General features: G+C 71.6%; 22 protein-coding genes. 12 read left to right on the top strand and 10 right to left on the bottom strand.

What is annotated here, in order from left to right:
- Window positions 1-29: 29 nt before the first annotated feature.
- The 5 genes from GA0070620_RS26230 to GA0070620_RS26210 all read right to left on the bottom strand — a co-directional run bounded on the left by GA0070620_RS26230 (window position 30) and on the right by GA0070620_RS26210 (window position 4,234).
- Window positions 30-674, bottom strand: a complete 645-nt coding sequence (locus GA0070620_RS26230; protein WP_091595186.1) for a hypothetical protein — start codon at window positions 672-674, stop codon at window positions 30-32.
- A gap of 108 nt (window positions 675-782) precedes the next feature.
- Window positions 783-1,493 carry an ABC transporter permease gene (locus tag GA0070620_RS26225; protein WP_091595184.1) on the bottom strand — a complete coding sequence of 237 codons (711 nt, stop codon included), beginning with the start codon at window positions 1,491-1,493 and terminating at the stop codon, window positions 783-785.
- Between the two features lie 2 nt (window positions 1,494-1,495).
- Complete coding sequence (locus GA0070620_RS26220) at window positions 1,496-2,449, bottom strand: ABC transporter ATP-binding protein (RefSeq protein WP_091595182.1); 954 nt, start codon at window positions 2,447-2,449, stop codon at window positions 1,496-1,498.
- Window positions 2,446-3,327, bottom strand: a complete 882-nt coding sequence (locus GA0070620_RS26215) for an ABC transporter permease (protein ID WP_091595180.1) — start codon at window positions 3,325-3,327, stop codon at window positions 2,446-2,448. Before GA0070620_RS26215 ends, GA0070620_RS26220 begins: the two co-directional genes overlap by 4 nt.
- Entirely contained in the window at window positions 3,320-4,234 is a 915-nt protein-coding gene (locus GA0070620_RS26210) for an ABC transporter ATP-binding protein (RefSeq protein WP_091595178.1), read from the bottom strand. The genes GA0070620_RS26215 and GA0070620_RS26210 overlap by 8 nt, the downstream gene beginning before the upstream one ends.
- Window positions 4,235-4,449: 215 nt before the next feature.
- Here GA0070620_RS26210 and GA0070620_RS26205 point away from each other — a divergent pair, with 215 nt between their 5' ends.
- The 4 genes from GA0070620_RS26205 to galT all read left to right on the top strand — a co-directional run bounded on the left by GA0070620_RS26205 (window position 4,450) and on the right by galT (window position 9,651).
- Window positions 4,450-5,997, top strand: coding sequence for a glycosyltransferase family 2 protein (locus tag GA0070620_RS26205; protein WP_091595176.1), 1,548 nt, complete (start codon window positions 4,450-4,452; stop codon window positions 5,995-5,997).
- 113 nt (window positions 5,998-6,110) lie between these two features.
- Window positions 6,111-7,640, top strand: coding sequence for an adenylyl-sulfate kinase (cysC, locus tag GA0070620_RS26200; protein WP_091595174.1), 1,530 nt, complete (start codon window positions 6,111-6,113; stop codon window positions 7,638-7,640).
- Window positions 7,641-7,753: 113 nt separating this feature from the next.
- On the top strand, window positions 7,754-8,578 hold the full coding sequence (locus GA0070620_RS26195) for a DeoR/GlpR family DNA-binding transcription regulator (protein ID WP_091595173.1): 825 nt from the start codon (window positions 7,754-7,756) through the stop codon (window positions 8,576-8,578).
- Complete coding sequence (gene galT / locus GA0070620_RS26190; protein WP_091595171.1) at window positions 8,575-9,651, top strand: galactose-1-phosphate uridylyltransferase; 1,077 nt, start codon at window positions 8,575-8,577, stop codon at window positions 9,649-9,651. The genes GA0070620_RS26195 and galT overlap by 4 nt, the downstream gene beginning before the upstream one ends.
- A 285-nt stretch (window positions 9,652-9,936) precedes the next feature.
- On the opposite strand, the gene GA0070620_RS26185 is transcribed toward galT, so the two are convergent.
- Window positions 9,937-11,154 (bottom strand): NADP-dependent isocitrate dehydrogenase, encoded by a 1,218-nt coding sequence (locus GA0070620_RS26185; protein ID WP_091595169.1) that lies wholly within the window; start codon window positions 11,152-11,154, stop codon window positions 9,937-9,939.
- 161 nt (window positions 11,155-11,315) lie between these two features.
- Between GA0070620_RS26185 and GA0070620_RS26180 the strand changes: the two genes are divergently transcribed.
- On the top strand, window positions 11,316-12,143 hold the full coding sequence (locus tag GA0070620_RS26180) for an MBL fold metallo-hydrolase (protein ID WP_091595167.1): 828 nt from the start codon (window positions 11,316-11,318) through the stop codon (window positions 12,141-12,143).
- A 151-nt stretch (window positions 12,144-12,294) separates the two neighbouring features.
- Here the strand turns inward: GA0070620_RS26180 and mdh are convergent, their stop codons facing one another.
- Both mdh and GA0070620_RS26170 read right to left on the bottom strand, forming a co-directional pair.
- On the bottom strand, window positions 12,295-13,245 hold the full coding sequence (gene mdh / locus GA0070620_RS26175; protein ID WP_091595165.1) for a malate dehydrogenase: 951 nt from the start codon (window positions 13,243-13,245) through the stop codon (window positions 12,295-12,297).
- Window positions 13,246-13,361: 116 nt separating this feature from the next.
- Window positions 13,362-14,222, bottom strand: a complete 861-nt coding sequence (locus GA0070620_RS26170; protein ID WP_091595163.1) for a bifunctional methylenetetrahydrofolate dehydrogenase/methenyltetrahydrofolate cyclohydrolase — start codon at window positions 14,220-14,222, stop codon at window positions 13,362-13,364.
- 451 nt (window positions 14,223-14,673) lie between these two features.
- On the opposite strand from GA0070620_RS26170, the gene GA0070620_RS26165 reads away from it, so the two are divergent.
- From GA0070620_RS26165 to GA0070620_RS26145, 5 genes are all read left to right on the top strand, one after another.
- Entirely contained in the window at window positions 14,674-16,272 is a 1,599-nt protein-coding gene (locus GA0070620_RS26165) for a peptide ABC transporter substrate-binding protein (RefSeq protein ID WP_091595161.1), read from the top strand.
- Between the two features lie 197 nt (window positions 16,273-16,469).
- Window positions 16,470-17,408 (top strand): ABC transporter permease, encoded by a 939-nt coding sequence (locus tag GA0070620_RS26160; protein ID WP_091595159.1) that lies wholly within the window; start codon window positions 16,470-16,472, stop codon window positions 17,406-17,408.
- Window positions 17,401-18,357 (top strand): ABC transporter permease, encoded by a 957-nt coding sequence (locus GA0070620_RS26155; RefSeq protein ID WP_091595157.1) that lies wholly within the window; start codon window positions 17,401-17,403, stop codon window positions 18,355-18,357. Before GA0070620_RS26160 ends, GA0070620_RS26155 begins: the two co-directional genes overlap by 8 nt.
- A 3-nt stretch (window positions 18,358-18,360) precedes the next feature.
- Window positions 18,361-19,398, top strand: coding sequence for an ABC transporter ATP-binding protein (locus GA0070620_RS26150; RefSeq protein WP_091595155.1), 1,038 nt, complete (start codon window positions 18,361-18,363; stop codon window positions 19,396-19,398).
- Window positions 19,382-20,416, top strand: coding sequence for an ABC transporter ATP-binding protein (locus GA0070620_RS26145; RefSeq protein WP_091595153.1), 1,035 nt, complete (start codon window positions 19,382-19,384; stop codon window positions 20,414-20,416). The genes GA0070620_RS26150 and GA0070620_RS26145 overlap by 17 nt, the downstream gene beginning before the upstream one ends.
- A gap of 61 nt (window positions 20,417-20,477) precedes the next feature.
- Here GA0070620_RS26145 and purH read toward each other — a convergent pair whose 3' ends face one another.
- Both purH and purN read right to left on the bottom strand, forming a co-directional pair.
- Window positions 20,478-22,046, bottom strand: coding sequence for a bifunctional phosphoribosylaminoimidazolecarboxamide formyltransferase/IMP cyclohydrolase (gene purH / locus GA0070620_RS26140; protein WP_091595151.1), 1,569 nt, complete (start codon window positions 22,044-22,046; stop codon window positions 20,478-20,480).
- Complete coding sequence (gene purN / locus GA0070620_RS26135) at window positions 22,043-22,663, bottom strand: phosphoribosylglycinamide formyltransferase (RefSeq protein ID WP_091595149.1); 621 nt, start codon at window positions 22,661-22,663, stop codon at window positions 22,043-22,045. Before purN ends, purH begins: the two co-directional genes overlap by 4 nt.
- 204 nt (window positions 22,664-22,867) lie before the next feature.
- On the opposite strand from purN, the gene GA0070620_RS26130 reads away from it, so the two are divergent.
- Window positions 22,868-23,161 carry a CD225/dispanin family protein gene (locus GA0070620_RS26130; protein WP_091595147.1) on the top strand — a complete coding sequence of 98 codons (294 nt, stop codon included), beginning with the start codon at window positions 22,868-22,870 and terminating at the stop codon, window positions 23,159-23,161.
- A gap of 26 nt (window positions 23,162-23,187) precedes the next feature.
- Window positions 23,188-23,751 (top strand): DUF4190 domain-containing protein, encoded by a 564-nt coding sequence (locus GA0070620_RS26125; protein ID WP_091595145.1) that lies wholly within the window; start codon window positions 23,188-23,190, stop codon window positions 23,749-23,751.
- Window positions 23,752-23,767: the final 16 nt, after the last annotated feature.

Here is a 23,767-nt window from a genome sequence, read left to right as displayed (position 1 = left end):
GCCGGCGCCCGTCGCGGCGCCGGCACGGGTCACCAGCCGCGGAGGAAACGCAGGCCGAGCAGGAAGGCGACCACGGCGGGGCCGGCGAGCAGGGTGATGGCCTGGAGCCGGTACGGCATCCGGTGCCGCGTCAGCTCGGCCGCGTTGCCGAGCACGATCACCGCGGCCAGCATCATGAAGGCCCCCCACCAGCCGGTGTCGCCGAAGTCCACCAGGCCGGCACGGATCAGCTGGAAGGTGCCGCCGAGGAGCGCCCCGGACAGGGCCAGGAGCGCCACCGCCCGGTGCAGCCCCCGGGCGAGCGGATGCGCGGGCCGCCAGAAGTAGGTGCCGGCGACCGCCAGGCACGGCAGGATGATCATCACGGGCCAGCCGCGGCTCATCGCACCGACCATGAGCAGCGCGCCGGTGGCGAAGACCAGGGCGCCGACGCAGGCGACGACGTACCCGGCGAAGGCTCGTCCGCCGCCCCGGGCCAGCAGTGGCCCCCCGGTCGCCGCGATCAGCGCGCCGGGGATCAGCACGAACCCGGCCCACCAGTGGAAGTGGCCGCTGCCCTGGGCGATCGTGGTCGTCGCGGCGGCGGCCGATCCGGCCACCGCCAGGCTGACCAGCCAGTGCCGCGCGCCCGGATACCGCTGGCGCGCCAGCACCTGTCCCGCTTCCGCACTCACGCGTCCAGCCTCGCCGACCACGGCAGCCGGATCCATCCGGCCAGCCCTACCATCGCCGCACCTGCTGTCCGGTGACTCGGCGGCCCACCGGCCGGCCCGGCCGTTCGCTCAGCTCGTCTCGCCGGCCACGCTGAACGAGCGCAGCCGGTCGATCGCCAGCACGGTGAACCCGACGCTGACCAGCGCGGTCATCACCGCCGCCACCGGCACCGAGACGCTGGTCTCCAGCAGCCCCGTCGGGGCCAGCCGGTCGGCGAGCGCGATCACGTACTGCTGGATGGAGAGCACCTTGGTGCCGCTCACGAAGTTGCCGAGCAGGCCCTCCCAGATCAGCACGTAGACCAGGCCGAGCAGCACCGGTCGCCGGGTGATCAGGCTCAGCGCCAGGAACAGCGCCGAATACGCCAGCGCGCCGAGCGCGGCGGCGGCCGCGAGCGCCAGACCGAGGCGTACCGAATGGGCCAGCACGCCCGCGACGTAGATCGGCACGGCGACGGTGACCGCGGTGACCCCGGTGGCGACCGCGAGCTTGGGCAGCACGATCTGCCAACGCGGCAGCGGCTTGGTGAGGATGTGCACCACCGTGCCGTCGTCGATCTCCGCGCCGAGCACGCCGGTGCCGACGATCAGCGCGACCACCGGCAGCACCACGGCCAGCCCGAGGCCGACCAGCACCGGCGGCCCCCACTCCCCTGGGTCGACGCCCAGCGAGCGGGAGAGCACGGCGAGCAGCACGAGCACCACCGGCAGCGGGAGGAGCAGCAGGAACCGGCGGCGGCCGAAGAGACCCCGGGCGGTGATCCAGGAAACGGTCGACATGATCAGGCCTCCACCAGGTAGGAGAAGACGCTCTCCAGGGACTCGTCCTCGGGCACCAACTGCCGGACCCGGATCCCCTGGGCCAGGGCGATTCGGGGCAGCGCCCGGGTGAAGGCGCCGTAGTCGCCGGCCTGCACGGTCAGCCCGGTGCGGGCCAGCTCGACGCCGGTCACCGACGCCTCGGCCATCAGCGCGACCGCCAGCGCGCGGTCGTCGGTGGAGCGCACCGCGAAGACGTGCGGCCGGTTGGTCATCAGCCGGCGGATGGTGCGGAAGTCACCGGACGCGGCCAGCCGACCGGCGACCATCACCTGGACGGTGCCGGAGACCTGCTCGACCTCCTCCAGGATGTGCGAGCTGAACAGGATGGTGCGGCCGGCGTCGCCGAGGCGGTGCAGCAGCTCCATCATGTGCAGCCGCTGCCGGGGGTCCATGCCGTTGAACGGCTCGTCGAGCAGCAGCACCTGCGGGTCGTGGACCAGCGCCGCGGCGACCCGGGCGCGCTGGCGCATGCCCTTGGAGTAGGTGCCGATCCGCCGGTCCTGCGCGCTCTCCATCTCGACCAGCGCGATCGCGCGGCGGGCCGCCTCCTTCGGGTCGGGCAGCCGGTGCAGCTTCGCGCTGGCCAGCACGAACTCGTACGCGCTGAGGAAGGTGTGCACCGCCTCCCGCTCGCTGACCAGCCCGAGCCGCCGGTAGACCTCCGGATTGCGCCAGGTCGGCGCGCCGTCCAGGGTCACCGTGCCGCGCGACGGGGAGAGGAAACCCGCCATCATGTGCAGGAGGGTCGTCTTGCCCGCGCCGTTCGGGCCGAGCAGCCCGGTGACGCCCGGCCCGAGGCGCATGCTGACGTCGTTGACCGCCACCACGTTGCCGTACCAGCGGGAGACGCCGGCCAGGTCGAGGGCGGAGGCGGGGGTGGCCGGGGCCGCCGGCTCCGTGCTGACGGTGCTCATCGGGCGGCCACCTTCCGGTATCGCATCAGAAGCAGGGCGACGCAGCCGGCCACCAGCAGCACCGCGGCGGCCACGTAGACCGGCCCGAAGCCGCCGATCTGCGTCTCGGGATCCCCGCCGGGGACGAGCAGGTCGCCGAGGGTGTATTGGCCGACGGCGTGGATCAGGGCGGTGGGCGAGCCGAGCATCGCCAACTCGTTGACCGTGCGGGACGGCATGATCGACAGGATGCCGACGATCGGGGCGGTCATCAGGAACACGGCCACGATGCCGCCGGCCGCGAAGGCCCGCTTGCCGGTGAGCGAGGCGATGAGCAGCCCGACCGAGGCGAAGACCACCGCCCACAGCGCGGCGTAGAGCAGGCCGGGCAGCAGGTCGAGAAACTCGTCCCAGACACCGCTCATCCCGTCCTTGGTGGTGAACGCGGCGCCCAGGAACATCACCAGCTGCGGCGCCCCGAGCAGCAGCCAGAGCGCGCTGCCCAGCGCGGCCAGCTTGGCCAGTGCGTAGTCGCCGCGGGGCAGCGGGCGGGAGAAGTAGAGCGGCAGCACCCCGCTGTGCAGGTCGCGGGAGACCAGCTCCGGCCCGACCACCGCCACGAAGAAGATGACCAGCCAGCTCATCGCGTCGGCGAACTGGGCGTACGTCATCACCACCTCGCCGATCTGGCTGCGCACCGCGGTGACGCCGGCGGCGACCAGGGTGACGATGCCGATCACCAGCCAGGGGAAGATCTTGGCCTTGGCACTGCGTCCCAGACCGAACGCGGTCCGGAGCCCGTGCAGGTAGAGCGCGCCGAAGACGTGTCGGCGGCCCAGCCGCGGGCCGGTGTAGCGCTGGTAGCCGATGTCGTGGATGACACCGGTGGGCTCAGACATGGCTGGGCTCCCTCGTCGCGAAGAGTTCGGCCACCCGGTGCCGGCGCTGGTCGAGCCGGTGCAGCGGCAGGTCCAGCTCGGCGACCGCGCCGAGGATCAGGTCGTAGGTGCCCTCGTCGGCCAGCGGGACGAGCAGCAGCCGGCCGTCCCGGCTGACCGGGAGGCGCAGCGCGGCGAGCCGCGCCGCCAGCTCCTCGGTGCCCTCGCTGACCTCGACGGCCAGCACGTCGGTGGCCGACGTCATGGCCGAGATGCGGTCGGCGCGCAGCAGCCGGCCGCCGTCGATGGCGACCAGCGTGTCGCAGATCCGCTCGACCTCGCCCAGCAGGTGCGAGCAGACCAGCACCGAGATCCCGAACTCGGTGCCGATGCGGTGCACCAGGGCGAGCATGGCGTCCCGGCCGGCCGGGTCGAGACCGTTGGTCGGTTCGTCGAGCAGCAGCAGGTCGGGGTCGTGCACCAGCGCCTGGGCGAGCTTCACCCGCTGCTTCATGCCGGTGGAGTAGCCGCCGACCGGGCGGTAGCGCTCCTCGTAGAGGCCCACGTGCCGCAGTGCCTCCGACGCCCGCTCGCGGGCGACCGTACGCGGCAGCCCACTGATCCGCCCGAGGTGGGTGACCAGTTCGGCGGCGCTCAGGTCCGGTGGCAGGGCGTCGTGCTCGGGCATGTAGCCGACCCGGGCGCGCACGCCGGCGGCGTCGGTCGTCGGGTCGAGGCCCAGCACCCGGACCCGACCGCTGGTCGGGCCGAGCAGGCCGAGCAGGATCTTGATGAGGGTCGACTTCCCGGCGCCGTTCGCGCCGACCAACCCGATGATCCCCGGCTCGACCGCGACGGTGAGGTCGGCGAGCGCGGTGACCCCACCCCCGTACGTCTTGGTCAATGACTCGGTCGCGATCAGTGTCACGCCACACAGCGTAGGCAGCCCGCAGGCTTCCGGGTATCCGGCTCGCCCCTGGTCCGACCCCGATCCCCGAGCCCGCCGACCCCTAATGCGCCCGGATCCGTCGACGGGGCCCGCCGCCGGCGTCGAACCGGTCGCTCACGCACGCCTATGCTTTCCGCCTCGGCCCGGCTACCGTTTCGGGGCGATCGACTCCGGCGGCCGGAAGGGTCAGGCGCATGAGTGTGCCCAAGGTGAGCGTGGTGGTACCGGCCTATAACTGCGGCCGGCACATGGACAAGCTCGTCTCCTCGCTGCGGCGCCAGTCCCTGCCCGCCGACGAGTTCGAGGCTGTCTTCGTCGACGACGGTTCGACCGACGGGACCGGCGCCCGCCTGGACGCCCTCGCCACCGCGCACCCGAACTTCCGCGTGCTCCACATCCCGAACTCCGGCTGGCCGTCCCGCCCGCGCAACGTCGGGGTGGAGCACGCCCGGGGCGAGTACGTGTTCTTCGCCGACGACGACGACTGGTTCGGCGACGAGGCCCTGGAGCGGCTCTACGCCTGCGCCAAGGCGAACGACGCGGACGTGGTCATCGGCAAGATGACCGGGCACGGACGGGCGGTGCCGCGGGAGCTGTTCCGGAAGAACCGCTTCCAGGCCACGCTGGCGAACGCTCCCCTGATCGACAGCCTCACCTGCCACAAGCTGTTCCGGCGGTCGTTCCTGAACGAGCACGAGCTGCGCTTCTCCGAGGGCCCGCTGCTGCGCCTGGAGGACCACCGGATGGTGGTGCGGGCCTACCTGCTCTCCCGGCGGACGTCCGTCCTCTCCGACTACACCTGCTATCACCACCGCAAGCGCGCCGACGCGGGCAACGTGACCGCCCGGCCCCTGGACCCGGCGGAGTACTTCGCCGCCCTCCGCGAGGCGCTGGACGTCGTCGACGCGCACGTCGAGCCGGGCCCGCTGCGGGACCGTCTGCACCGACGGTGGCTGCGCAACGAGATGATCAGCCGACTGCGCGGGCAGCGGCTGCTCGACGCCCCGCAGGACTGGGCGGGCCAGGTCGTCGAGGAGGTCCGGCAGGTGATCCGGGACCGCTTCGCGCCCGGTGTCGCCGCCGGCCTGCCGCCGCTGCAACGGGTGGTGGCGCACCTCGCCGAGCACGGCCGGGTCGCGGACCTGCGCCGGCTGGCCCGGTGGGAGTCGGGGATCGACGTGACCGCGACGGTCGAGCGGCAGGAGATGACCGGCGGCACGCTGACCGTCGACATCGCCGCGCACCTTCAGTCGGAGGGCCGGCCGGTCGCGCTGAGCCCGGACGGCGACCGGGAGCTGCTGGTGCTGCCGGTGGACGGAGTCGACCCGGCGCTGCGGGATCTCACCGCCACGCCGGGGCCGAGCCGGGTGGACGTCGTCGCCCGCCGGCGACAGACCAACGAGGAGATCTTCCTGCCCGTCACGCTCAGCAGCGAGCGGGTGCCGGACCCCACGGAGCCCGGTGGTCGGGTGTACGTGGTCCACCGCGCCACCGCCACCATCGACACCGCCGCCCTCAACTCCGGACGTACCCAGGGCACTTGGTTCCTCAAGGCCCGGGTCACCAGTTCCGGGTGGACGGCCGACGCCCGGCTGCCGCTGTTCCTGCACTTCTCCGCCGACGGCGCGGATCCCGTCGTCCGCGCCAAGGACGCGTTCTGGTCCCGGGTACGCGGCGCGGTCGTGCGACGCGTCGGACGGGACGGGGTACCGGCGCGCCTCGCCCGGTCACTCGGCCGGTAGGAGGCTTCTGGGACACCGACACGCCGCCGTCCGTTCACGGCGGTGGAGTGGCGGTCTCGACCGATCGGCGGCCGGCTGAGAAACTGTGTGCCGGCCAGCGAGTGGGGGGTGTGATGAGCAACGGGTGGGTGCTGCCCGACGAGGTTCTCCGGGACGCGCCGGCGTACACGCCGCGCCCGGGGGAGCTCGCCGACCTGGAGCTCCTGCTGACCGGGGCGTACACACCGCTGACCGGCTTCATGACGCGGGCCGACCTGGTCTCGGTCAGCCGGCGGGGCCGGCTCGCCGACGGCACCCCCTGGCAGGTCCCGGTGACCCTCCAGGTGCCGGCCGCCCTGGCGCAGACGCTCGACCCGCGCGACCCGGCGCGGCGTGCCGTGGTGCTGGCCGACGGCGAGGGCGCCCCGGTCGCCGCGCTGGACGTGGCCGACACGTGGCCGGTCCGCGACGGCGTCGCCGGCGTGGGCGGCACCGTCCGCCGGCTGGGTGACGGCGGCCACGGCCCCTTCCAGCGGCTGCGCCGCGACCCGGAGGAGGTGCGGGCGCTCCTGCCCCCGGGCCGGGTGCTCGGGGTGATCGCCGACCGGCCGCTGCACCGCCCGCAGCTCGCCCAGATCGCGCACGCCGCCCGCACCCTGGCCGCACACCTGCTGGTCCTCATTCCGATCGGCGAGGACGGGCTGGGCGGCCTGCCGCCCGAGGCGCTGGTGCGGGCGATCTTCGCCGCGCGGGACCGGATGCCCCCGGCCACCATCGTCGCCGTGCCGCTGTCCCGCCGCCGCGACGAGATCAGCGACGCGTTGCTGCGGGCGCGGGTGTCGGGCGCGTACGGCGTCACCCACCTGCTGTCGACCGGCGAGATGCTCTCGGGCGCCGGGTTGCGCGTGCTGGTGCCCCGCGAACTGGCCTACGACAACCGGGACGGGCAGTGGCGCTGGCGCGAGGACATCCCGCCACGCAACCGGCGGCTGGCCCTGACCCAGGACGAGATCGACGACCTGCTGGACCGGGGTTTCCCCCTCCCCGAGTGGCACACCCCGCCGGCGGTGGCGAAGGAGTTGGCCAAGGCCCGTCCGCCGCGCCGGCACCGCGGGCTCGTGGTCTTCCTGACCGGCCTCTCCGGCTCCGGCAAGTCGACCATCGCCCGGGGGCTGTCAGACGCGCTGCGTGAGACCGGGGACCGCACGGTCACCCTGCTCGACGGCGACGTGGTCCGCCGGGAGCTGTCGGCCGGGCTCGGGTTCACCAAGACCGACCGCGACCTGAACGTGCGCCGGATCGGCTGGGTGGCCGCCGAGATCGCCCGGCACCGCGGCCTGGCCATCTGCTGCCCGATCGCGCCGTACGCGGCGGCGCGGGCGACCGCACGCGAGATGGCGCTCGCCGCCGGGGCGGGCTTCGTGCTGGTGCACGTCTCCACCCCGCTGGAGGTCTGCGAGCAGCGCGACCGCAAGGGCCTGTACGCGCGGGCCCGGGCCGGCCTGCTCACCGGGATGACGGGTGTGGACGACCCGTACGAGCAGCCGACCGACGCCGACCTGGTGATCGACACCAGCAACCTGAGTGTGGACGAGGCGGTGCAGGGCGTGCTGCACCACCTGACCGAGACCGGCTGGGTCGAGCCCCGGCTCCCGGCCGCCTGACCCGAAGGGCACCCCCGTTTCTTCCGCCGCTCCCGGCTACGCGCTAGTGTTCAAACTTGTTGGAACACGTTTGACCACGTGAGAGTTCGTGGGCGTCTGGGAGGTGCGGCGGGATGCTGGCGCAGCAGCGGCAGACGGCCATCCTGGAACGGGTCCGGGCGGCGGGCGGCGTGCGGGTCACCGAACTGGCCGCCGAGTTCGGCGTCTCGGACATGACCATCCGGCGCGACCTGGAGTCGCTGCACGAACGCGGCCTGCTCGCCAAGGTGCACGGCGGCGCGACGGTCGCCGGCCCCGGCTCCACGGACGAACCGGGCTTCCGGGCGAAGTCCGTACGGCAGCTCGCCGAGAAGGCGGCCATCGCCGACCGGGCGGCGCAGCTGGTCCGGCCGGGCGGGGCGATCGCGCTCTCGGCCGGGACCACCACCGCCGAGCTGGCGCACCGCCTGGTGGACGTGCCCGGGCTGACCGTGGTGACCAACTCGCTGCCGGTGGCCGAGATCCTGCACACCGGGGGGCGCCCCGACCAGACCGTGGTGCTGACCGGCGGGGTGCGGACGCCGTCCGACGCGCTGGTGGGCCCGCTGGCCGTCGGAGCCATCCGGTCGCTGCACCTGGACCTGCTCTTCCTCGGCGTGCACGGGATCACCGAGCGGGCCGGCTTCACCACGCCGAACCTGATGGAGGCGGAGACCGACCGAGCCCTGGTGGCCGCGGCGGACCGGCTGGTGGTGCTCGCCGACCACACCAAGTGGGGCACGGTCGGGATCTCGTCGATCGTCGAGCTCGCCGCGGCGCAGGTACTGGTCACCGACGACCGGTTGCCGGCGGACGCGCGGGGGGTACTCGGCGACCGGGTGGGCGAACTCGTGATGGTGAGCGCGACAGGGGCGGGCCGGGCGACGGCCACGCCGACGAGTGGAGGGGCGGCGGAGTGAAGCGCACCGCGATCCGGCTGGCCGACGGCCGGGAACTGATCTACTTCGACGAGCGCGACGACGCGGTCCGCGACCAGCCGGACCGGCGGGAGTTGCCGCCGCCGCCACCCGCCTCGCAGCTGCGGTACGACCCGCTGACCGACGAGTGGGTCGCCGTCGCCGTGCACCGGCAGACCCGCACGTTCCTGCCCCCGGCGAACGAGTGCCCGCTCGACCCGTCGGAGGGTGATCGGCTGACCGAGATCCCGGCGCCCGACTACGACGTGGTGGTCTTCGAGAACCGGTTCCCGTCGCTGAGCGGGCGGGTCGCCGAGGAGCCCGGCGAGATCACCCCGTTCACCCCGGTACGGCCGGGCCTCGGCCGCTGCGAGGTGGTCTGCTTCACCTCCGACCACAACGCCTCGTTCGCCGGCCTCCCGCCCACCCGGGTCCGCACCGTGCTCGACGCGCTCGCCGACCGCACCACCGCGCTGGGCGAGCTGCCCGGGGTGGAGCAGGTGTTCTGCTTCGAGAACCGGGGCGTGGAGATCGGCGTCACCCTGCACCACCCGCACGGGCAGATCTACGCGTACCCCTTCGTCACCCCCCGGACCCGCGCGATGCTGGCGGCGGCCCGGCGGCACGCCGAGCGCACCGGCGGCCGGAACCTGTACGCGGACGTCCTCGCCGCCGAGCGCGCCACCGGCGACCGGGTCGTCGCGAGCAACGAGCACTGGACGGCGTACGTCCCGGCGGCGGCCCGCTGGCCGTTCGAGGTGCACGTGGCCCCGCACCGGCCGGTGCCGGACATCCCGGCGCTCGACGACGCCGAGCGGGACGCGTTCGGGCCGCTCTACCTGGACCTGCTGCGCCGCTTCGACGGGCTGTTCGACCTGCCGATGCCGTACATCGCGGCCTGGCACCAGGCGCCGGTCCGGATCGACCGCGAGCTGGGCCACCTGCACCTGCAGCTGTTCAGCATCCGGCGCGCGAAGGACAAGCTGAAGTACCTGGCCGGCTCCGAGTCCGGCATGGGCGTGTTCATCAACGACATCGCCCCGGAGCGCGCCGCCGAACTCCTGCGCGCCGCGTAACTCCTGCGCGCCGCGTAGCGCGCGGGCCCGGAACAGGGCGCGGGGGGCCCGGGACAGGGCCCCCCGCAGGGAAGGGACGGCTGGCTGTGCTCGACAGCCGGGAAGGCTGGCTGATCGGCACTCGTGCCGCGAGGCGACCGCGGTCAACCTTCCGTGGACGCGACTGGCATCTCGTCCACGCTGGTCAACGAGGCGCGCCGGACAAGGTGACGGAGAACGGCCCGGCCCGGGACGACGGAGCCCGCCGGCGGAGTGCCGGCGGGCCCGTTCGGTGCGTGGCGAGGATCAGGCGGCGAGCTTGCGCGCCAGGTTCTCGTCGAGCGTGTTCATGAACTCGTCGGTGGTCAGCCACGGGGCGTCCCGACCGATGAGCAGCGCCAGGTCCTTGGTCATCTGGCCACCCTCGACGGTGTCGACGATGACCTGCTCCAGGGTGTTGGCGAACTCGGTGACCGCCGGGGTGCCGTCCAGCTTGCCCCGGTGGGCGAGGCCCCGGGTCCAGGCGTAGATCGACGCGATCGGGTTGGTCGAGGTCTTCTCGCCCTTCTGCCACTGCCGGTAGTGCCGGGTGACCGTGCCGTGCGCGGCCTCGGCCTCGACGGTCCGACCGTCCGGGGAGAGCAGGACGGAGGTCATCAGACCCAGCGAGCCGAAGCCCTGGGCGACGGTGTCGGACTGCACGTCACCGTCGTAGTTCTTGCACGCCCAGACGTAGCCGCCCTCCCACTTGAGCGCGGCGGCGACCATGTCGTCGATCAGCCGGTGCTCGTAGGTGAGGCCGGCGGCGTCGAACTCGGCCTTGAACTCGTTCTCGAACACCTCGGCGAAGATGTCCTTGAACCGGCCGTCGTACGCCTTGAGGATGGTGTTCTTGGTCGACATGTAGACCGGGTAGTTGCGGTCCAGGCCGTACCGGAACGAGGCGCGGGCGAAGTCCCGGATCGACTCGTCGTAGTTGTACATGCCCATGGCGATGCCGCCGCCGGGGAAGTTGGCGACCTCCATCTCCATCGGCTCGCCGCCGTCGGCCGGGGTGTAGGTGATGGTCACCGTGCCCGGGCCGGGGACGACGAAGTCGGTGGCCTTGTACTGGTCGCCGTGGGCGTGACGGCCGATGATGATCGGCTTGGTCCAGCCGGGGACCAACCGCGGCACGTTGGACATGATGATCGGCTCGCGGAAGACGACGCCGCCGAGGATGTTGCGGATGGTGCCGTTCGGCGACCGCCACATCTTCTTGAGGCCGAACTCCTCCACCCGGGCCTCGTCCGGGGTGATCGTCGCGCACTTCACGCCGACGCCGTGCTCCTTGATGGCGTTGGCCGCGTCGACGGTGACCTGGTCGTCGGTCTCGTCGCGGTGCTGGATCGACAGGTCGTAGTAGTGCAGGTCGACGTCGAGGTAGGGCAGGATCAGCTGCTCCCGGATCTGCTTCCAGATGATCCGGGTCATCTCGTCGCCGTCGAGCTCCACGACCGGGTTGTTTACCTTGATCTTCGCCATCGGCCGGCGCTCCTCTCGGGGGACACATGCTCAAGCAGTACGAGCGTACTGGAACCGGCCGGCGTTCCCCACTCGACCCCGTCCCACGACTGAGCTGCCCGGACGGGGGCGTCGGAGAAACCGGGATGCCGGACCGTCGGCCTCGGTGCCATCATCGCCGGATGCCGCCGAGCCGCACCCTCGGGTCTATCACGGTCACCGCGATCTTCGACGGCGAGGGGCCCTTCTTCCAGCCCCGCACCGAGGCGTTCCCGGCCGCGACCGCCGCGCACTGGAAGGCGGCCGACGCGCGGGATCCGGGCGCGGTGACCGTCGACGACGGCTGGTGGCTCCAGTTCCGCTGCTTCGCCGTCCGGTGCGGCGACGGCCCCGTCACCCTGGTGGACGCCGGCCTCGGGCCGGCCGACTCCCCCGCCGCGAGCTGGGCGCCGGTGCCGGGTCGGCTGCCGCACGAACTCGCCGCCGCCGGCATCGACCCGTCGGACGTACGCACCGTCGTGCTCACCCACCTGCACACCGACCACGTCGGCTGGGCGGTCACCGGCTCACCCGGAACGCCGTACTTCCCGCACGCCGAGTACCTGGTGCAGCGGGCCGAGCTGGCCGCCCTGGACGTGCTCAACCCGGGGCTGCGGGCCGGGCTGGTCGCGCCGTTGCGCGCCGCCGGCCGGCTCCGCGAGGTCGACGGCGAGGCCACGATCGGTCCGGGCGTACGCCTGCTGCCGACGCCGGGGCACACGCCCGGTCACCAGTCCGTGCTGCTCGACGGGGACGACGAACGGCTCCTGCTCACCGGCGACCTGCTGGTGCACGCCGTGCAGCTGGTCGACCCGGAGCTGGCGTACGCCCACGAGGAGGACCCGGATCAGGCCCGCACCTCCCGCCGAGCCCTCCTGGAATCCCTGACCACCGGCGGTGGCCCACTGACCCTGGCCACCCCCCACCTGACCAACCCCTTCACCCCCTGGCACCCCACCTCCCCGCGTTGATCATGAAGTTGTCGCCCGACACGCCGACGCGGACGGCAACAACTTCATGATCAACGGGGTCGGGGCACGCGCGGTCGGAGCCGGGGCGGGGTGGGGAACGCGGAAGGGGCGCGCCGGTGGCCGGCGCGCCCCTTCCGTGGCTCGGGTTTGTTCACATGTTGGCGACGTCGGCCTGCTTGGCGCGGACGGCCTCGGCGGCCTCCTTCAGGCTGGCCAGCTCGTCGGCGGCCAGGTCGGTCTCGACGACCCGCTTGACGCCCTCGGCGCCGATCGCGGCCTCGACACCCAGGTAGACCCCGGAGATGCCGTACTCGCCGTCGACCCAGGCGCACACCGGCATGACCTCGCCGGAGTCCTCCGCGACGGCCTTCGCCATCCGGGCCGCCGCGGCGGACGGGGCGTAGTAGGCCGAGCCGGTCTTGAGCAGGGCCACGACCTCGGCCCCACCGTTGCGGGTGCGGACGACCAGGTCCTCGATCTGGTCGTCGGGCATGACCTCGCGCAGCGGCTTGCCGTTGACCGTGCTCTTCGACGGCACCGGCACCATGGTGTCGCCGTGCGAGCCCAGGGTCAGCGTCTTCACGGACTTCACCGGCACGTTCAGCGCCTCGGCGACGAAGTTGGTGAACCGGGCGGTGTCGAGCATGCCGGCCTGGCCGAGCACCCGGTTCCTGGGGAACTGGGTGGCGATCTGGGCCAGCGCGGTCATCTCGTCCAGCGGGTTGGAGACGACGATGACGACGGCGTTCGGGGCGTACTTGGCGACGTTCTCGGCCACCTGACGGACGATCTTGGCGTTCGTCTCCAGCAGGTCCATCCGGCTCATACCCGGCTTGCGCGGCAGGCCGGCGGTGATCACGACGACGTCCGAGCCCTCGATCTGCTCGTAGCCCTCGCCGTTCGGGCCGGTGGTGACGCCGACGACCTTCGTCTCGAAGCCCTCGACCGGACGCGACTGGTTGAGGTCCAGTGCGATGCCGGCCGGCTTGCCCTCGATGATGTCGGTGATCACGACGGTGTCGAAGACGTCGTACTCGGCCAGGCGCTGTGCGGTGGTGGAGCCGTAGAAGCCGGCCCCGACGACAGTGACCTTCTTACCCATGGTCGTCCCACTCCCTGATACCAGTCGGTTTTCCGGACCGTATCAGTCATCCTGGCACCGAACCGGCCAGGGGCGGACGGTTATGACCTCGATGGGCGAACCGTTGTGCCGAGCGCTCAGCCCTGCTCGGCGCGCTCGACCACGTTGGTCAGCAGCATGGCCCGGGTCATCGGTCCGACACCGCCGGGCATCGGGACCAGCGCGCCGGCGACCTCGGCCACACTCGGGTCCACGTCACCGGTGTAGCGACCCTTGCCGTCCGGCCCGACCACGCGGGTGATCCCGACGTCGACCACGACCGCGCCCGGGGAGACCATCTCGTCGGTGAGCAGGCCCGGTACGCCTGCCGCCACGATCACGATGTCGGCCGCCCGGGTGTGCGAGGCGAGATCGAGGGTGCCGGTGTGGCAGAGCGTCACGGTGGCGTTCTCGCTCCGCCGGGTCAGCAGCAGGCCGAGCGGACGGCCGACGGTGTTGCCCCGGCCCACGACCGCGACCTTGGCGCCGTGCAGCGCCACGTCGTGCCGGCGGAGCAGCTCCACGATCCCGCGCGGGGTGCAGGGCAGCGGGCCCGGGTAGCCGAGCACCAGCCGGCCCAGGTTGACCGGGTGCAGGCCGTCCGCGTCCTTCGACGGGTCGATCAGTTCGAGCACCCGCTGGGTGTCGAGGTGGGCCGGGAGCGGCAGCTGGACGATGTAGCCGTGGCAGGCCGGGTCGGCGTTCAGCTCGGCGAGCACGTCGTCGACCTGCTGCTGGGTCGCGTCGGCGGGCAGCTCCCGCCGGATGGAGGCGATGCCCACCTCGGCGCAGTCCCGGTGCTTGCCGTTGACGTACGCCTGGGAGCCGGGATCGGAGCCGACCAGCACGGTGCCGAGGCCGGGAGTGATGCCCCGCTCCGCCAGTGCCTTGACCCGCGTCCGCAGCTCGTCCTTGATCTCCGCCGCGGTCGCCTTGCCGTCCAGAAGCGTCGCCGTCACGTACGGAATCGTCTCACGTCGGGCGTCCGCCGTTCGGACGACCCGCTCCCGACGGCCCGGAGGAGGTCCTCCGGCTAGGCATCCCGGTGACTTTCGGTGACGTGTCTTTCCTCACTCAAGGTAACTGGAACGTGTATTCCATCACGCCGGTAAACGTCAGTGCGGACACCTCGGGCACGAACCGGATGTTCGGGCGGCTACCTCCCAGCCCGAACCGAACGGGCCGGGAAAGCGGCGCCCCCCACCCACATAACCGCACTTCAAACCGCATAACGCCAGCATTTCCCTACCAGCGTTCCGACGCGGTGGCAAGGGTTGGGCGGCGGCACCGTTACGGAGTCGCAACCGGCTCGTTGCCGAAGCGAACCATCCGACCTACCGTTACCGGTCGTTGCGCAGCGTCACCCAGCGTCGGGCCCGACTGCGCAGTGTGAGGAGATGAGGAGGCACCATGCGAGTTCGTAGGCTCGCCGCCTGGACCGCCCTCCCGCTTGCGGTGACGCTGGGCCTGGCGGCCTGCGGCAGCGGCGGTGACGGTGGGTCCGGCAGCGACTCCAAGGCAGTCAGCATCTGGATCGGCGAACCGAAGCACCTGGTCCCGACCAACACCACCGAGACGAACGGCGACCAGGTCCTCCAGGGTCTGTTCAGCCCGCTCGTCACCTTCGACGCGCAGAGCAAGCCCGTCATGAACGCGGCTGAGTCGATCACCTCGCCGGACAACAAGGTCTGGACGATCAAGCTGAAGGACGGCTACACCTTCCACAACGGTGAGAAGGTCACGTCCGACAACTACATCAACGCCTGGAACTACGGCGCGTACGCGCCCAACGGTCAGGACGCGAACTACTTCTTCGAGAAGATCGCCGGCTACGCCGACCTGCAGGGCGACGCGCCGAAGGCGAAGACCCTGTCCGGCCTCAAGAAGGTCGACGACCTGACCTTCCAGGTGACGCTCACCGACCCGTTCATCGACTTCCGGTCGATGCTGAACTACGACGCGTTCTTCCCGATGCCGGAGGCGGCGTTCTCCGCCCCGGGCGTGCTCAAGGACTCGTACGAGGCGGCGCCGATCGGCCAGGGCCCGTTCAAGATGAAGGGCACCTGGCAGCACGACAGCAAGATCGAGGTCGAGCGGTACGACGCGTTCCCGGGCGAGAAGCCCAAGGTGCAGGCCGTCGAGTTCCGGATCTACCAGCAGCTCAGCGCCGCGTACGCGGACCTGCAGGCGGACAACCTCGACGTGCTGACGACGATCCCGGCCGAGAACCTCAGCACCGCGCAGGCCGACCTGGGCGACCGCTACCAGACCAGCCCGATGTCCGGCATCCAGTACCTGGCGTTCCCGACCTTCGACAAGGACTACGCCAACCCGGACGTCCGTAAGGCGATCTCCATGGCGATCAACCGGGACGAGATCACCAAGTCCATCTTCAAGGACACGCAGCAGCCGGCCCACTCGTTCGTCTCCCCGATCCTGCCCGGCTTCCGGGAGAACGGCGGCGGCGCGGCGACCGAGTACAACCCGACCGAGGCGAAGAAGCTGTACGAGGCGGCCGGCGGCCCGAAGAAGATCACCATCTCCTACAACGGCGACGGCGGTCACAAGGACTGGGTCGACGCGACCGTCAACCAGCTGAAGGCCAACCTGGGCGTCGACGCCGTCGGCGTGGCCGAGCCGAAGTTCGCCGACCTGCTCACCAAGGTCGAGAAGAAGCAGCCGGTCGGCACGTTCCGGATGGGCTGGATCATGGACTACCCGTCCATGGAGGACTACCTGGGCCCGCTGTTCAGCACCAACGGCTCGTCGAACTACTACGGCTACAGCAACCCGGAGTTCGACAAGCTGGTGAAGGTGGGCGCCGCGGCGCCCACCGAGGATGAGGCGATCAAGAAGTTCCAGCAGGCCGAGGACATCCTGGCCAAGGACATGCCGGTGATCCCGCTCCGCTACCAGGAGAACGTGTTCGGGCACTCGAGCAAGGTCAAGAACGTCGAGGTCGACGCCTACCAGCGCGTCAACCTGACCAAGATCGAGCTGGCCGACTGACCTGACCGAGGCACGGGCCACCCGGGAGACCCCCGGGTGGCCCGACCACACGCGGTCCGGCCCGGTCGCACCCGACCGGGCCGGGCCCGTGCCCGGCCCCCACGAGGGCGGGCGGAGAACCGGTCCCTGATATTTCCGGTACGACCAGAGATACGGTCCGGCGCCCCTTTCGCATTTTTCCGGAGAGACTGGGAAGTATGTTCCGCTACATCCTGCGGCGCCTCCTGCAGATGGTCCTGGCGTTCTTCGGGACCACGTTGATCGTGTACGCGTTGATGTTCGCCGGGCAGGGCGACCCGATCCAGGCGCTCGCCGGCGAACGGCCGGTGACGCCGGCCCAGCGGGCGTACCTGACGGAGAAGTACCACCTCGACGCGACCGGCATCGGCGGGTTCTTCTACCGCTACTTCGACTACGTCAAGAACCTGCTCCAGGGGGACCTGGGTCAGTCGCTCACCGGCCGGCAGATCGGCGACATCCTGCGACAGGCGTGGCCGATCACCGTGAAGCTCGCCCTCATCGCGCTCGCGGTGGCAGTGATCTTCGGCGTCACGGCCGGCGTGATCGCCGGCATCCGCCGCGCCGGCATCTTCGACAACTCCACGCTGGTGCTGACCCTGCTGGTGCTGGGCATCCCGACCATCGTGCTGGCGCCGCTCGCGCAGTTCTTCCTGGGCGTCAAGTGGCAACTCTTCCCGCCCACCGCCGGCGCGGAGCCGACCTTCTACGCCCTGCTGCTGCCCGGGATCGTGCTCGGCTCACTCTCCCTGGCCACCGCGCTGCGGCTGACCCGCACCTCGGTGGCCGAGAACCTGCGCGCCGACTACGTCCGCACCGCCCGCTCGAAGGGCCTGGTCAAGCGCCGCATCGTCAGCATCCACGTGCTGCGCAACTCGCTCATCCCGGTGGTGACCTTCCTCGGCGTCGAGCTGGGCAACCTGATGAGCGGCGCGATCATCACCGAGGGCGTCTTCAACATCCCGGGCGTGGGGTTCAACCTCTTCCGGGGCATCCGCACCGAGGACGGCCCCCTGGTGGTGGGCATCGTCAGCGTCCTCGTCGTGGTCTACCTGCTCTCCAACCTGGTGGTGGACGTCCTGTACGCCGTACTCGACCCGAGGATCCGCTATGAGTGATTTTGAGACCGTGGCGGCGAGCGAGAACCAGGCCGCCCGTCGTGGCCCCTCGGGGGAGCCGGGCACCCCGAGTCAGGTCGGCACCCCGCAGAAGCCCCGCAGCCTGGCCGGCGACGCCTGGCGCGACCTGCGCCGCAACCCCATCTTCTGGGTCTCGCTGGCCCTGGTCGCGATCATCACCCTGATGGCGATCCTCCCCGGCGTGTTCGCCACGAACGACCCCCGGGACTGCATGCTCTCCCGGCAGAACGCCGGGCCGTCCGGCGGCGCCATCTTCGGGTACGACTTCCAGGGTTGCGACACCTACGCGCGGGCCGTCTACGGCACCCGGGCGTCGCTGGTGGTCGGTGCGCTCTCCGCCGCGATCACCGGCATCATCGCGCTGACCGTCGGCATGCTCGCCGGCTACTTCGGTGGCTGGGTCGACGCCGTGCTCTCCCGCGTGATCGACATCGTGCTCGGCATCCCGCTGCTGCTCGCCGCGATCGTGCTGCTCAAGCGCGTCTCCAGCGACAGCTCGGCGGCCCGCATCACCGCGGTCGTCTTCGTCCTGGCCGTCCTCGGCTGGACCACGGCGGCCCGCGTCGTCCGCTCCTCGGTCATCACCGCGAAGGGGCAGGACTACGTCGCGGCGGCCCGGATGCTCGGCGCCGGCAACGGCCGGATCATGTGGCGGCACATCCTGCCCAACTCGCTGGCCCCGGCCATCGTGGTGCTGACCATCGCGCTCGGCTCGTTCATCGCCGCCGAGGCCACGCTGTCGTTCCTGGGCATCGGCCTGAAGGCACCGACGATCTCGTGGGGCCAGGACATCGACACCGGCCGGGTCCACATGCGGGAATCGGCGACTCCGCTGATCGTGCCGTCCGTCTTCCTCGCGCTGACCGTGCTGGCGTTCATCATGCTCGGCGACGCCATCCGCGACGCCTTCGACCCGAAGCTGCGGTGACCCATGACTGACTCCGTCGTCCAGCCCACGCCCGCCTCCGCCACCCCGGAGGGCGGCCACCTGCTCGAGGTGCGGGACCTGCACGTCGAGTTCCGCACCGGCGAGGGCGTCGCCAAGGTGATCAACGGGGTGTCGTACCACCTGGACGCGGGCGAGACGCTCGCCGTGCTCGGTGAGTCCGGCTCGGGCAAGTCGGTGACCGCGCAGGCGATCATGGGCATTCTCGACACCCCGCCCGCGCACATCCGCTCGGGTCAGATCCTCTACCAGGGGCGCGACCTGCTCAGCATGTCGGAGGGTGAGCGCCGCCAGGTGCGCGGCAAGGAGATCGCGATCATCTTCCAGGACGCGCTCTCCGCCCTCAACCCGGTCTTCCCGGTCGGCTGGCAGATCGGGGAGACGCTGCGCCAACGCGAGGGGATGTCCCGCGCCGACGCCCGTCGGCGGGCCATCGAGCTGATGGACCTGGTGAAGATCCCGGCGGCCGCGCGGCGGATCGGTGACTACCCGCACCAGTTCTCCGGTGGCATGCGGCAGCGCGTCATGATCGCCATGGCGCTGGCGCTCAACCCGAAGGTGCTGATCGCCGACGAGCCGACCACGGCCCTCGACGTCACCGTGCAGGCCCAGATCATGGACCTCCTCGCCGACCTGCGCCGCGACCTCGGCATGGCGATGATCCTGATCACCCATGACCTGGGTGTCGTGGCCGGCGTCGCGGACCGGATCGCGGTCATGTACGCCGGTCGCATCGTGGAGCACGCCGACGTCCGGTCGCTGTACCGGGCGCCGGCCCACCCGTACACGAAGGGCCTGCTGGAGTCGATCCCGCGTCTGGACGTCCGTGGCCAGGAGCTGTCGACGATCAAGGGACTGCCGCCGAACCTGATGCGGATCCCCTCCGGCTGCCCGTTCCACCCCCGGTGCCCGTACGTGCAGCAGGTCTGCGTGGACGTGGTGCCGCACGACCTGGTCCTCGGCGACGGCCGGACCAGCGCATGCCACTTCGCGCAGGAGGTCCGTGATGACAGCGCCCGCTAGCTCCACCAAGGTCCGCGGCGAGACCATCCTCTCCGTCGACAACGTCGTCAAGCACTTCCCGATCTCACGCGGTGTGCTCCTGAAGAAGCAGATCGGCGCGGTCAAGGCCGTGGACGGGGTCAGCTTCGAGCTGCGCCGGGGCGAGACCCTCGGCGTGGTCGGCGAGTCCGGCTGCGGCAAGTCGACGCTGGCCCGGCTGCTGATGCGGCTGGAGACCCCGACGTCGGGCCGGGCCACCCTGGAGGGGCAGGACCTGTTCAAGGCGTCCGGCTCCACGCTGCGCCGGCTGCGACGGAACATGCAGATGGTGATGCAGGACCCGTACACGTCGCTGAACCCGCGGATGACGGTCGGCGACATCATCGGCGAGCCGTTCGAGATCCACCCGGACGCGGCGCCGAAGGGCAGCCGACGCAAGCGGGTGCAGGAGCTGCTGGACGTGGTCGGCCTGAACCCGGAGCACATCAACCGGTACCCGCACCAGTTCTCGGGCGGTCAGCGGCAGCGCATCGGCATCGCCCGGGCGCTCGCCCTGCGTCCGGAGATCATCGTCTGCGACGAGCCGGTGTCGGCGCTGGACGTGTCGATCCAGGCTCAGGTGATCAACCTGCTGGAGCAGCTCCAGGACGAGTTGGGGCTCTCCTACATCTTCATCGCGCACGACCTATCGGTCGTCCGGCACATCTCCGACCGGGTCGCGGTCATGTACCTCGGGCGGATCGTGGAGATCGGCACCGAGGACGAGATCTACGAGCGGGCCACCCACCCGTACACCCAGGCGTTGCTCTCCGCGGTGCCGGTGCCGGACCCGGAGGCGCGCGACGACCGGAACATCATCCGGCTGACCGGCGACGTCCCCTCCCCGGCCGACCCGCCGAGCGGCTGCCGTTTCCGCACCCGCTGCTGGAAGGCCCAGGAGATCTGCGCCGTCGAGGACCCGCAGACCGTCCCGCGCGCGGCCGACCCGCACCCGTCGGCCTGCCACTTCGCGGAGCTCCGCCCCACCCCGACGGCCTGACCGCTCCACCCGGGCCCGGGCTCGCCCCGGCCGGGGCGAGCCCGGGCCGGGGCGCGGTGGGTCAGTGGAAGAAGTGGCGGGTGCCGGTCAGGTACATCGTCACGCCGGCCTGCTTGGCGGCGGCGACGACCTCCTCGTCCCGGATCGAGCCACCCGGCTGCACGATCGCGCGGACGCCCGCCTCGATGAGGATCTGCGGGCCGTCGGCGAACGGGAAGAACGCGTCCGAGGCACAGACCGAGCCACGCGCCCGCTCGGCGCCGGCCCGGCTGACCGCCAGCCGCGCGGAGTCGACCCGGTTGACCTGGCCCATGCCGACGCCGACCGTCGCGCCGTCACGGGCCAGCAGGATGGCGTTGCTCTTCACCGCGCGGATCGCCCGCCAGGCGAAGACCAGGTCGCGCAGCGTCTCCTCGTCGGCCGGGTCGCCGGTGGCGAGGGTCCACGTCGCCGGGTCGTCGCCGGTGGCGTCCACTCGGTCCGCCATCTGCACCAGGACGCCGCCGCTGACCTGCCGCCACTCGGCGGGCGGCGGGTTCCAGGCCGGGGCGCGCAGCAGCCGGACGTTCTTCTTGCCCTGCAGGATCTCGACCGCACCGGCCTCGAACTCCGGCGCCACCACCACCTCGGTGAAGATGTCGGCCACCTGTCGGGCCAGTTCCACGGAGACCGGCCGGTTGACCGCGATCACGCCCCCGTACGCGGAGACCGGGTCGCAGGCGTGTGCCTTGCGGTGCGCCTCGGCCACGTCCGCGCCGACGGCGATGCCGCACGGGTTGGCGTGCTTGATGATCGCCACGGCCGGCTGGTCCGGGAAGTCGTTGGCCGCGCGCCACGCGGCGTCCGCGTCGACGTAGTTGTTGTAGGACATCTCCTTGCCGTGCAGCTGCTCGGCCTGGGCCAGACCGGCCGGCGCGTCCGGGTCGGTGTAGAGCGCCGCCGCCTGGTGCGGGTTCTCGCCGTAGCGCAGCGCGCGGTCGGACCGCAGCGCCAGACCGGCGAAGCCCGGCCACTCCGCGTCCTCGCCGAGCTGCACGGCGCACCAGTTCGCCACCGCCACGTCGTACTCGGCGATGTCGGCGAACGCCCGCGCGGCCAGCGCACGGCGCTGCCGCAGCGTGAAACCGCCCGCGTCGAGGGCGGCGAGCAGCGCCGGGTACGCCGACGAGTCGGTGACCACCGCGACCGAGGCGTGGTTCTTCGCCGCGGCCCGCACCATCGCCGGTCCGCCGATGTCGATCTGCTCGACGCACTCGTCCAGGCCGGCGCCGGAGGCGACCGTGGCCTGGAACGGGTAGAGGTTGCTGACCAGCAGGTCGAACGCGGCGACGCCCAGCTCGTCGAGCTGGGCGACGTGGGAGTCCTTGCGCAGGTCGGCGAGCAGGCCGGCGTGCACCTTCGGGTGCAGCGTCTTGACCCGGCCGTCGAGGACCTCCGGGAACCCGGTGACCGTCTCCACGGCGGTCACCGGCACACCCGCGCCGGCGATGGTCGCCGCGGTGCTCCCGGTCGAGACGATCTCCACGCCGGCCGCGTGCAGGGCCCGGGCCAGGTCGACCAGGCCCGTCTTGTCGTAGACGCTGACCAGCGCCCGCCGGATCGGGCGGCGCTCGTCCTGAGTGGAGCTCACGGGATCGTGACCTTTCTTCCGATGATCGTCCAACCCTCGCGGACCAGGCGACCGACGTGTTCGACCAGCTGACCGCGCTCGGCCACCTTGATGCGCTCGGTGAGGGATTCCACGTCGTCGTCGTCGCGCACCGGCACGGCGACCTGCGCGACGATCGGGCCGGTGTCCATTCCGGCGTCGACGAAGAAGAGGGTGGCACCGGTGATCTTCACGCCGTAGTGGAGGGCGTCACGCGGGCCGTGGATGCCGGGGAACGCCGGCAGCAGGGTGTTGTGCGTGTTCAGGTAGCGGTCGCCGAACGCGGCCAGGAAGTGCGGCCCGACCAGCTTCAGGAACCCGGCGGAGATGACCAGGTCGGGCCGGTGCTCGGCGACCTGGTCGGTGAGCGCCCGGTCCCACTCCTCGCGGCTGTCGTACGCCTTCAGGGGGACCACGAACGCCGGCACTCCGGCGGCGGCCGCCCGGTCGAGCCCGGCGATGCCGTCCCGGTCGGCGCCGACCGCGACCACGCGGGCGCCGTACGCCGGGTCGGCGGTGGCATCGAGCAGCGCCTGAAGGTTGCTCCCGGATCCGGAGACGAGGACGACGATGCGGGCGGCGGACGCGGGCTCGGTCACCGCGTCACCCTATCGGGCTGGGCGGAAGCGGCCGCGTCCGGGCAGGTCGCGCGGTGATCGAGACCGTACCGGGACGCGCAGGTGACAGTTCCGCTGGCGTCGACCCGGTACGCTGCCGCTCGCTCGGGCCCGGCACACGCCCGGCCCGCACCCCCGAGTAGAAGAACCGACACCGCAGACGTGTCGACAAGTTGAGGAGCCCCCATGCAGCCCGGGTACCCACCCCAGCAGCCGCCGGTCAACAACAACATGACGATGTCGATCGTGGCCATCTTCCTCTTCTGGCCCCTCGCGATTCCGGCGATCATCAACGCGTCCAAGGTGAACCCGCTGCTCCAGCAGGGCGACTACGCCGGCGCGCAGGCCGCCGCCGCTGAGTCGCGCAAGTGGTCGAAGTGGGCTTTGATCGTCGGTATCTCGTGGTATGTGATCGCGATTCTGTGCTGCGCACTCGGCGGCCTCGGCGCGATCATGAGTGGTGACAACAGCACGTACTGACGGACAGACCCAAGGAGCCTCCTCGAATGCAGCCCGGTCAGCCCGGTCAGGATCCGTACGGCCAGCAGCCGCACCAGGACCCGACCGCACCGCAGCCCCAGGCCCCGTACGCTCCGCCGCCCTCGGCGCCGTACGGGCAGCAGCCCACCTCGGGGCAGCCCTACGGCCAGCCGCAGGACCCGTACGCCGCGCCGCAGAACCCCTACGGTCAGCAGCCCGCGTACGGTCAGCAGCCCGGGCAGCCGTACCCGCAGGACCCGTACGCGCAGCAGCAGCCGTACGGCGGCGCGCCGACGTACCCGAACGCCGGCTACCCGCAGGCGCAGGGGCAGAACAACACGCTCGGTCTGGTGTCGATGATCCTCGGCATCGCGTCGATCCCGTTGGCCTGCTGCTTCTTCCTGGGCTTCCCGGTCGGCATCGCCGCGATCATCACCGGTTACCTGGGCCGGCAGAAGGTGGCCCAGGGCCAGGCCAACAACGCCGGCCAGGCCAAGGCCGGCCTGATCTGTGGTGCCGTCGGTGTCGGCATCGGCATTCTGGCGATCATCCTCAACCTCATCGGCATGAGCCTGCCGACCGAGCCCTGATCCACGGCTGACCGGA

It is taken from the genome of Micromonospora krabiensis (genome assembly GCF_900091425.1).
GTDB classification, from domain to species: domain Bacteria; phylum Actinomycetota; class Actinomycetes; order Mycobacteriales; family Micromonosporaceae; genus Micromonospora; species Micromonospora krabiensis.
The sequence above is the reverse complement of the archived record's forward strand: the minus strand, read 5'-3'. Positions and strand labels throughout refer to the sequence as shown.